The sequence below is a fragment of the Solwaraspora sp. WMMB335 genome (genome assembly GCF_049179075.1).
GTDB lineage: Bacteria > Actinomycetota > Actinomycetes > Mycobacteriales > Micromonosporaceae > Micromonospora_E.
In genome coordinates this window covers 132,967-140,885 of record NZ_JBMHMF010000001.1, presented here as the reverse complement: position 1 = coordinate 140,885, position 7,919 = coordinate 132,967, and the positions used below count along the sequence as shown (strand labels likewise).

Genomic DNA, 7,919 nt, shown 5'->3' with positions numbered 1-7,919 from the left:
GCGATGCGCGCGGTGGAGGTGAGCGCCCCCGGGGTGCTGGCGGTGCGGGACCGGCCGGATCCGGTGCCGGCACCGGACGAGGTGGTGATCGCGGTCCGGTCCTGCGGGATCTGCGGCACCGACCTGCACCTGGTCGACGGCGAGCTGGGCACCGACCGGTTCCCGCTCGTCCCGGGGCACGAAGCGTGGGGCGAGGTCGTCGCGGTGGGCCGTGCCGTCGACGGACACGCGGTCGGTGACCTCGTCGCCGTCGACCCGTCGCTGCACTGCGGCGGCTGTGACCCGTGCCGGCGGGGGCAGGGCAACATGTGCCGGCGCTGGGGCGCGCTCGGTGCGACCCGTCCCGGGGCGTGGGCGGAGTTCATGGCCGCGCCGGCCGCGAACCTGCACCGACTGGAGCCCGACTACCCGCTCGCCGCGGTGCCGCTGGCCGAGCCGGTGGCGTGTGCGGTACGCGGGCTGGACCGGCTGGCGCCCCGCCCAGACCAGCCGGCGATCGTGTTCGGCGCCGGCACGATGGGCCTGGTCCTGGCGATCCTGCTGGACGCACGCGGGGTCGGGCCGGTCACCGTGGTCGACGTCAACCCGGCGCGGCGGGCGCTGGCCGCCCGGCTGACCCCGGCCGACGTCCGTGCCCCCGAGGAACTGGCCGGGCGCACCGCGCCCTGGGTGATCGAGGCGACCGGCGACCCACGTGCCTTCGAACAGGCCCTGGACCGGGTGGCCCGCGCCGGTCACCTGCTGGTCTTCGGGGTGGCGGCACCGCTGGCCACCGCCACGGTGTCGCCGTACCGGATCTACGCCGACGAGCTGACCATCGTCGGGTCGATGGCGATCCTGCACAGCTTCCCCGCCGCGATGGACACCGTACGCAGGCACGCCGCCCGACTGACGCCACTGGTGACCGACCGGTTCGGGCTGGACGGCGTCGACGCCGCGTTGACCCTGGTGCGGACCGGCGGCACGATCAAGACGGTGCTGGCTCCCGGTCCGCCGGACCGGCCGTCACCTGGACCGGAGGTGTCCCGATGACCCGTACGATTCTGGTCACCGGCGCCCGACGCGGGATCGGCGCGGCGCTCGCGGTGGGACTCGCCGGGCCCGACGTCGCGCTGGTGTTGCACCATCTGGCCGCCGCCGACGAGGTCGCCGCGGTCGCCGAGCAGTGCCGGGCGGCCGGAGCGCAGGCCCGCGTCGTCGAGGCCGACCTGTCGGCGCCGGCGCAGGTGCACTCGCTCGCCGAGGCTGCCGGCCCGGTGGACGTGCTGGTCAACAACGCCGCCCGGGCATCCAACGTGTGGCTCGACGAGCTGTCACTGGCCGAGTGGGAGGCCACCTTCGCGGTCAACGTGACCGCGCCGATGCTGCTCAGTCAGGCTCTCGCCGCCGGCATGCGGCGCCGCGGCGGTGGCCGGATCATCAACGTCACCTCGGCGACGGTACGGATGGGCGGGCCGTCCGGGCCGTCGTACGTGTCGAGCAAGGCTGCCCTGATCGGCCTCACCCGTGCCCTGGCCCACGCCCTCGGCCCGGACGGCACCACAGTCAACGCCCTGTCCCCCGGCGCGGTCCGCACCGAGGGCGAGCGGGAGCTCGCCGCCGGACGGCCGGTCGACGAGGCGGCGCAGGACGCGGCGATCCTGGCCCGGCAGGCGGTGCGGCGCCGGCTCGACCCGGACGATCTGGTGTCCACGGTCCGTTTCCTGGCCAGCCCGCAATCCGGCGCGGTCACCGGCCAGGTGATCGAGGTCGGCGGAGGTCTGGTCCTACGCTGACGCCCAACAGGTGCGTTCGGCGTCACCGGCGGTCGGGTGGTCGGCGTCGCGCGCGTCGCCGTCGCCGTCGTCGCCGGATGCCACCGCGGTGACCGGGGCCACAGCGAGCACCCCCGACCCGGCATGAGAAGTTGAAGCAATCTTCAATTGTTCATATGCCAGTTCCGCTGTACCAGAAGAAGGCCGAGTTCTTCCGGATGCTGGGTCACCCGGTCCGGATCCGGGTGCTCGAACTGCTCGGTGACGGGCCGCGTCAGGTCCGCGAGTTGCTCGCCGAGATCGACGTCGAGGCGTCGAACCTGTCCCAGCAGTTGGCCGTGCTGCGCCGGGCCGGGATCGTGATGTCCAGCCGGGACGGTTCCGCCGTCACCTACACGCTGGCCGGACCGGACGTGGCGGATCTGATGCGGGCGGCCCGACGGATCCTCACCGAGATGATCGTCGACCAGACCGAGTTGCTGGCAGCGCTGCGCGAACCCGCTTCGGGCACCCGGTGACCGCCCTCGCCGCGCTCCGTGGGTTGTTGCCACGGCGAGCCGACTGGCAGTCGGTACGCAGCCAGCCACGCCGGGATCTGCTCGCCGGACTGACCGTGGCGATCGTGGCGTTGCCGCTGGCCCTCGGCTTCGGTGTCGCCTCCGGCCTGGGCGCGTCGGCCGGGCTGGTCACCGCCGTGGTGGCCGGCTCGTTGGCCGCCGTGTTCGGCGGATCGAACCTGCAGGTCTCCGGTCCGACCGGGGCGATGACCGTGGTCCTGGTACCGATCGTCGCCCAGTTCGGTTCGGGCGGGGTGCTCACCGTCGGGCTGCTGGCCGGGGCGATCCTCGTCCTGCTGGCGCTCGCCCGGGCGGGTCAGCTGATCCGGTATGTGCCGGCTCCGGTCATCGAGGGTTTCACCGCCGGCATCGCGGGTGTGATCCTGCTGCAGCAACTGCCCGCCGCGCTCGGCGTCACCGCCGAGGGCGACCGGGTACTCAGTCTCGCCTGGCAGGCGACAGCGGCGTTCGTCCGGCAGCCGCAGTGGACGGCGTTACTGATCACGGGCACCGTGGCGGCGGCCATGCTGGCCGGCGCGCACTGGCGCCCCGGCATCCCGTTCTCGCTGCTCGCGGTCACCGTGGCCACCATGGTGACGGCCGGGTTCGCCCTGCCGGTGGCGACGATCGGCACGCTGCCGGCCACCTTGCCGGTGCCGTCGTTGGCGTTCTTCGACCTGGCCGCCGTACCCGCGCTGGCCAGCGCCGCGATCGCGGTCGCGGCGCTGGCCGCCCTGGAGAGCCTGTTGTCGGCCACCGTCGCCGACGGCATGTCGGTCGGGCAGCGGCACGATCCGGACCGCGAACTCTTCGGCCAAGGCGTCGCGAATCTGGTCACGCCGTTGTTCGGTGGGGTACCCGCGACCGCCGCGATCGCCCGGACGGCGGTCAACGTCCGCTGCGGAGCCGGGTCCCGGCTGGCTGCGCTGTCACACGCCGTGATTCTCGCGGTCATCATGCTGGTGGCCGCGCCGCTGGTCGGCCACGTCCCGTTGGCCGCGCTCGCCGGGGTGCTGATCGCCACCGCGATCCGGATGGTCGAGGTGGGTGCGCTCGCCGCGCTGGCCCGCGCGTCACGGTCGGACGGCCTGGTGATGGTGCTGACCGCGGCGACCACCGTCCTGCTCGACCTGGTCACCGCGGTGCTGCTCGGGCTGGTCGCGGCCGGCGCGTTGGCGCTTCGCAAGATCGCCCAAGCGGTACGGGTGGACCGGGTGCCGCTGGACACCGGCGACCATCGGGCCGAGGAGCAGGCCCTGCTCGCCCAGCACATCGTCGCGTACCGGCTGGACGGTCCGCTGTTCTTCGCCGCCGCCCACCGCTTTCTGCTCGAACTGTCCGACGTGGCCGATGTGCGGGCGGTGATCCTCCGGATGTCCCGGATCTCGACGATCGACGCCTCCGGCGCGCTCGTGCTGCGCGACGCGGTCGACCGGTTGGAACGGCGAGGCATCGCGGTCTACCTGTCGGGTGTCCAGACGACGCATCGCAAGGCGCTGACCGCGGTCGGCCTACTGCCGAGGATCGAAGCCGCCGGACGGGCCTGTGCCGACACCCCGGCCGCGATCGCCGCCGCCCGGCAACTGCTCGATCCGGCGGCGCAGAACCGGGATCCGGTTAGCGACAAGGCGCTCGACCCCGATCGGTGACCCAGGCCCCGTCGACCGGGGAGTCCGCTGCACTGCGTGCAGATGCACTTGCAGATGCACTTGCAGAAAGCTCTCGGCCAGTGCATGATGCGGATATGACTTTGTGGATTCGGGACATGACTGTCAGCCATTTACTGTGGCGACACCAACGGTCCGCCGACCGCGTGCGGCGACGTGGGTCGCGGACAGCCTGGTGAGCGCCGCGGCGGAGCCCGAGCCACCCTGCGGCTATCGACCACTCGGCTCGGCAGTGGTCGTGCTTCTGCTCGGCACCGAGGTTTCTTCTGCTGACCTTCTCGATCAGCGCTGCGTTCCTGCAACGGACAGCTCTCGCGCCAGAGCTCTGGGCACGCAGCGAGCGGCAGCGCCGACGAGCCACCCACGCCCGCCAGTTGACGGCGCTGCGGTCATGGCGTGCGGGGTGGCCCGGCCCGCCCGCGGCCACCCGCCCGGCGCACCCTGGACGACAAGGCACTGGCGACGAAGGCCGGTGGGGTGAGGGGCGCCCCCGTTCCGCGCCCCTCACCCCACCGGTGGCACGAAGGCTGACGGTGCGTCGGGCCGGGAACACGGCCGGCCCGACGGTTCGAGCGGTCGGCAGCTTGGTCAACCTCGTGTGGTGATCGTATACTGACGGCGCGTACTGCCGTCAACTGATATTAACCGACGCAGGACGAGCGCTAACTTCGGCTGCACATCCGACAGCTGTAGATCGACGGAGGTGGCCGTGACGGGCGGCACCACTCCCCCTGCCGGACCGGGATCGACCCTGGCCGACAAGCTCAACCTGCTCTTCGGGACAGTACGCCCAGCCGGACGCGACGCCTACACCTCACGTGAGGTCGCCGACGCCATCCGTGACCGTGGTGGCTCCATCTCGGACGTCTACATCTGGCAGTTGCGCACCGGCCGGCGTACCAACCCCACGAAGGAGCACCTGGAAGCGCTCGCCGACTTCTTCGACGTCGATCCGGCGTTCTTCTTCGACCGGCGACGCTCCGGCGAGATCGAACGGGACCTGCATGCCCTGCGTGCCATGCGCAACTTGAAGGTGCGGGCGGTGGCGACCCGGCTCAGTGCACTGCCGGAGGAGCAACTCGACGCGGTCGGCGACATCCTCGACCGGGTGGTACAGGCGCTACAGGCCCAAGCCAGCGGCACCGGCGTCGGTGCCGGCATCGACGAACAGCCGACGCCGTGATCGTCATGCAGTGGCGACGGACGGACAATGCCGAGGGGCACACCGACATGAAGCCATCCCCGTTGCGCCAGACCTGCCTGGCCCGGCTGGATCAGCTGATGGCACGCGGCCTGCGGTTGCCCCAACCGTTCGACGCGGTCGCGCTGTGCCGGCAGGCCAGCGACGTCCTCGGCCGGGACATCGCTCTCGTCGGCATGCCGATGCCGCCCGGTGCCCCGTTCGGGATGACCTTCTTCACCGACACCGGCCACGTCATCGCGTACGAACAGCGCACCAGCCGGGTGCACCGCGACCACATCATCGCCCACGAACTCAGCCACGTCCTGCTGGGGCACCGCGCGCTCGCCCTCGACGACCGGCACGCCAGTGAGCTGCTGCTTCCCGCGCTGCGTTCGACGCTGGTGCACCGGGTACTCAACCGCACCGGTGTCTACAGCCGAGGTGAGGAGCAGGAGGCCGAGATGATGGCGACCATCCTGCTGGAGTCGGCCAGTCGTGACGAACTCGGCGGTCCGACCGGACCTGAGCCGACGACCCGCGTCGCCGACGCGGCCCTGGAGGCCAGGCTCCGGCAGGGCCTCGAACCACCGCCGCGCTGACCGTCGTGGACACGCCGCTGTACGCGCTGTGTGCGGCCGCCGGCTGGCTGGCCTTCGGCTACAAGCTGATCGACCTGCGCCGGGATCGGGACAACCGGGTGTTGCGGGCCATGGTGTACGCGTTCTTCGCCTTCGCCGCGGGGGTCACCTTCGCCGTCGGACCGGTCGCGGAGGCGGTCGATCGGGCGACCGGCCTGGCCAACCTGGCCAAGCTGGCGGCACACGCCGGAGTCATGGGGATCGCCGCGAACTCGCAGATCCTGCTGCTGTTCCTCGCCAGGCCGCCAGGGGTCGCGGCCGGTCGGGCCCGACGACGGGTGTTCGCCTCGGTCCTGGCGTTCGGCCTGCTCACCGCGTTGTGGACAGCCACCCTCGGATCCTCGCAGCCGGTGCGGCTGGCGGTCGAGGACGCCCGGCATCCGACGGTCGCCAGCTATCTGCTGGTGTATCTGGGCGTGTTCGTCTACTACTGCGCTGATGTGGCCCGGCTCTGCTGGCACTTCTCCCACGTCACGCCGAGGCGCTGGCTGCGCCGCGGATTGCGGGTCGCCGCCGTGGGCGCGGTCACCGGGCTGCTGTACTGTGCCGTCAAGGCCGGCTACCTGCTGGCCTACTGGCTGGGGCGACGCCCCGGCGGAGAACAGGAGATCGCCGCCGTGCTGGTCACCACCAGCGCACTCGCCATGCTCGCCGGTTTCACGCTACCCACCTGGGGACCTGCGGTGGACCGCGGGCGGGTCTGGGTGCAACGGCAGCGGTCGTGGCGGCGGTTGGCCCCGCTGTGGCACGCGGTCGCCGTCGCGGCGCCGCACCTGGTACTCGACGAGCGCGCCCACCACCGCATCGTCGCGTTTCGCGACATCGACTACGCGCTGCACCGGCGGATCACCGAGATCAGGGACGGTCGGCTTGCGCTACGCCCGTACATCGACGAGCGGGTCGCCGCGGCGGCCGGCCGCCTGGCCGCCACCGCCGGCCTGGTCGGCGACAGCCGGACCGCGCTGGTGGAGGCGACGATGATCGCCGCCGGCAGTCGGCAGGCCCGGGCCGGTGCGCCGGCGAGGCAGCCGGACTTCACCGAACCGCACGATCCGCCCGGCGGCTATCCGGGCGAGGTCGCGTGGCTGAGCCGGGTGGCCCACTGGTACGCCCGGCGCGAGCTGGTCGAGCAGGCCGTACACGAGGCGTCGGCCGAGGCGGCGCCACCATGTTGACCCGTATTCGCCGGCCGGTCGGCGCGACCGACCGCTACGCCAACCTGCGACGCATCCGCACCCTCGATCCACAACGCGACTATCTGGACATATACCAGACGATGGTGCGCTACGAGTTTCCGTGGGACAGCAAGCTCGGCCTGAACCTGGCGTTCAACCGGTCGTTCTCACTGCCGCGTATCGCCGCCCTGCATACCCGCACCGGCGAGCTGCTGCGACACACCCGCAAGCGGATCGACGACACCGGACTGCTGATGTACGAGATGCTGCTGCACGGCTTCGAACATCCGAAAGGCCGGGCGGCGGTACGCCGGACCAACCAGATCCACCGGCAGTACGACATCGCCGAGGACGACTATCGATACGTACTCGGTTGTCTGGTGGTCGTGCCGATGCGGTGGCTGCACCGCTACGGCTGGCGCCGGCCCTGCTGTCACGAGCGAGCCGCCACCTACCACTACTACCGGGAACTGGGTCTGCGCATGGGCATCCGGGACATTCCCGGCTCCTATCAGGACCTCGCCACCTGGTTCGACGAGTACGACCGTACCCACCTCCGGTTCAGCCCGGACGCGGCGGCGATCGAACGCGCCACCCGGACCCTGCTGCGGGGCCGGGTCCCACGGCTGCTCAGCCCGCTCGCCGACGCCCTGGTCGGGGCGATGTACGACGAACGGCTGCGGGCGGCGAGCGGGGTCCCCACACCCCCGCTGGCGATCCGCTGGGGCCTGCACACCGGGCTCCGGTTACGGGCGCACCTGCTGCGCCTGGCGGCCCGGCCACGCCGTACCCCGATCTTCGCCGACGGGATCCGCACCCGGACCTACCCGGACGGCTACCAGATCTCCCGGCTCGGCCCCGCCGATCGCTGACCGGCGCCGTGGCGGCCCGCGTCGCCCGTGCCCGCCCGCGCTACCGCGGCCGGCGTCGCCCGGTCGGTGGACC

General features: G+C 72.0%; 8 protein-coding genes. All 8 read left to right on the top strand.

Annotation, left to right across the window (positions count from 1 at the left end):
* Positions 1 to 3 precede the first annotated feature (3 nt).
* The 8 genes from ACN27F_RS00550 to ACN27F_RS00515 all read left to right on the top strand — a co-directional run bounded on the left by ACN27F_RS00550 (position 4) and on the right by ACN27F_RS00515 (position 7,846).
* Positions 4 to 1,032 (top strand): alcohol dehydrogenase catalytic domain-containing protein, encoded by a 1,029-nt coding sequence (locus ACN27F_RS00550; RefSeq protein ID WP_421430567.1) that lies wholly within the window; start codon positions 4 to 6, stop codon positions 1,030 to 1,032.
* Entirely contained in the window at positions 1,029 to 1,775 is a 747-nt protein-coding gene (locus ACN27F_RS00545) for an SDR family NAD(P)-dependent oxidoreductase (RefSeq protein ID WP_421430566.1), read from the top strand. The genes ACN27F_RS00550 and ACN27F_RS00545 overlap by 4 nt, the downstream gene beginning before the upstream one ends.
* Before the next feature lie 155 nt (positions 1,776 to 1,930).
* Positions 1,931 to 2,272: an ArsR/SmtB family transcription factor gene (locus ACN27F_RS00540; protein WP_421430565.1), complete on the top strand. Its 342-nt coding sequence runs from the start codon at positions 1,931 to 1,933 to the stop codon at positions 2,270 to 2,272.
* Positions 2,269 to 3,960 carry a SulP family inorganic anion transporter gene (locus tag ACN27F_RS00535; protein ID WP_421430564.1) on the top strand — a complete coding sequence of 564 codons (1,692 nt, stop codon included), beginning with the start codon at positions 2,269 to 2,271 and terminating at the stop codon, positions 3,958 to 3,960. The genes ACN27F_RS00540 and ACN27F_RS00535 overlap by 4 nt, the downstream gene beginning before the upstream one ends.
* Positions 3,961 to 4,687: 727 nt before the next feature.
* Positions 4,688 to 5,161, top strand: a complete 474-nt coding sequence (locus ACN27F_RS00530) for an XRE family transcriptional regulator (RefSeq protein WP_421430563.1) — start codon at positions 4,688 to 4,690, stop codon at positions 5,159 to 5,161.
* A gap of 47 nt (positions 5,162 to 5,208) precedes the next feature.
* Positions 5,209 to 5,760, top strand: a complete 552-nt coding sequence (locus ACN27F_RS00525) for a hypothetical protein (protein ID WP_421430562.1) — start codon at positions 5,209 to 5,211, stop codon at positions 5,758 to 5,760.
* A 5-nt stretch (positions 5,761 to 5,765) separates the two neighbouring features.
* Positions 5,766 to 6,974 (top strand): MAB_1171c family putative transporter, encoded by a 1,209-nt coding sequence (locus tag ACN27F_RS00520; RefSeq protein WP_421430561.1) that lies wholly within the window; start codon positions 5,766 to 5,768, stop codon positions 6,972 to 6,974.
* Positions 6,968 to 7,846: an oxygenase MpaB family protein gene (locus ACN27F_RS00515; protein WP_421430560.1), complete on the top strand. Its 879-nt coding sequence runs from the start codon at positions 6,968 to 6,970 to the stop codon at positions 7,844 to 7,846. The genes ACN27F_RS00520 and ACN27F_RS00515 overlap by 7 nt, the downstream gene beginning before the upstream one ends.
* Positions 7,847 to 7,919 lie beyond the last annotated feature (73 nt).